Origin of the sequence: Pseudomonas sp. TJI-51 (assembly GCF_000190455.2) — a bacterium.
Taxonomy (GTDB): domain Bacteria; phylum Pseudomonadota; class Gammaproteobacteria; order Pseudomonadales; family Pseudomonadaceae; genus Aquipseudomonas; species Aquipseudomonas juntendi.
Window position 1 is genome coordinate 1 of the sequence record NZ_AEWE02000196.1, and the last position, 1,665, is coordinate 1,665.

Annotated in this window: 2 protein-coding genes; both read left to right on the forward strand. The window is 65.0% G+C overall.

Annotated elements, in window-relative coordinates; translation table 11 throughout:
- Positions 1–308: phosphatidylglycerol lysyltransferase domain-containing protein (locus tag G1E_RS26860; protein ID WP_157050352.1), on the forward strand; the 308-nt coding region annotated here is incomplete at its 5' end.
- On the forward strand, positions 308–1,600 hold the full coding sequence (locus G1E_RS26865) for a virulence factor family protein (protein ID WP_009684693.1): 1,293 nt from the start codon (positions 308–310) through the stop codon (positions 1,598–1,600). The genes G1E_RS26860 and G1E_RS26865, both read left to right, overlap by 1 nt.
- The last annotated feature ends 65 nt before the right edge of the window (positions 1,601–1,665 follow it).

The window sequence follows — 1,665 nt, forward strand, 5'->3', positions numbered from 1 at the left end:
CCTTATTCAGGACGGGACACTTGCACTATAAAAGCCGTGACTACGGGCGCTTCAGCCTGGGTATGGTGCCGCTCTCCGGCCTGCAGCCACGGCGTGGCGCGCCATTGACCCAGCGCCTGGGCTCACTGGTGTTCCGCCGTGGTGAGCAGCTTTACAACTTCCAGGGGCTCCGGCGCTTCAAGGACAAGTTCCAACCGGACTGGGAACCCCGCTACATGGCCGTGCCAGCCGGGCTCGACCCGCTGGTGGCACTGGCCGACACTGCCGCCCTCATTGCTGGCGGCCTGACTGGATTGGTGAAACGTTGATGACCCGACGCTATTGGCTGTACCTGCTGGTTCCCCTGTTGCTGGCTGCCCTGGGTGGCGGGCTGGCGTTCTGGCTGTGGACGCGCCCTGCCCCAGAGGCGCACCTGGAACAAATGAGCATCAATGACACCCCCATTACCCGGGTGACGCCAGGCGTGCACCCCAAAGTCAGCGTGGCCATCGGCGTGCCTCAGGACCAGGCGCTGAGCGACAAGCAACTGCTGGACCTGGCCCAGGCTGGCGAAGCGCAGCTGGTGCAGGTGATCCTGCCACCGAACGATTGCAGCAAGCAGCAACAGGCGCTGGACCAGGCCCTGAAGCAATTGCCGGCAAAACCCGACGTGGTCGCCGGTATCGGACCTGGTGCCGCCCAGGCCTGGCGCTGGCTGGCCGGGCAGAGCGATGACAAGGCCCGCGCCATTTCCGTAGGCTTTGCCCTTGAGCAGCCCGGCTGCCAGGCGCCGTTGCCCAAATCGGCGGTGCATGGCCACTGGAGCGTGGCCTGGAACGACAACCCGGACGACGCCAGCGCCGCCTTCGTGCGTGACCAGGCCAATGCCGAAACCAGCATCAGCGATTACGACATCCACCTGCCGCAGGTGCTCAAGGCGCAACTGACCCAGGCCTTGCTCGGCCGCGATGGCAACGCGCTGCCAGTCCCGGTCGTCGAGGTGCCGGCCGGGCAAACCACCGATACCGTCACCCTGTTCCTTTCCGGCGACGGCGGCTGGCGCGACCTGGACCGCGACGTCGCCGGCGAAATGGCCAAGCTGGGCTACCCGGTGGTGGGCATCGACACACTGCGCTATTACTGGCAGCACAAAACCCCCGAGCAAAGCGCTGCCGACCTGTCCGAACTGATGCAGCACTATCGCCAGAAATGGGGCACCAAGCGCTTCGTGCTTGCCGGCTATTCATTCGGTGCCGACGTACTGCCGGCGATCTACAACCGCCTGCCGGCCGAAGACCAGCAGCGTATCGACGCCGTGGTGCTGCTGGCCTTTGCCCGCAGTGGCAGTTTCGAAATCGAAGTCGAGGGCTGGCTAGGCAAGGAAGGCCAGGAAGCGCCAACCGGGCCGGAAATGGCCAAGCTGCCTGCCTCCAAGGTGGTGTGTGTGTATGGCGTCGAGGAAGCTGACGAAAGCGGCTGCACCGATGGCACGGCTGTTGGCGAGCGCATGAAACTGCCCGGCGGCCACCACTTCGACGAGAACTACCCGGCGCTGGCCAAGCGCTTGATTGGTGAGATCGAGACGCGCCAAGGCAAGGCAAGCGTGGCTGAGCAGAACTGACAAAAATCGGCGCCGCTTTGCGGCCCATCGCTGGCAAGCCAGGCTCCCACAGGGATCGCCTTAGG

Excerpts from the sequence above, each read along its gene's own strand:
- G1E_RS26865 (WP_009684693.1), top strand. The coding sequence starts at position 308 with ATGACCCGACGCTATTGGCTGTACCTGCTGGTTCCCCTGTTGCTGGCT.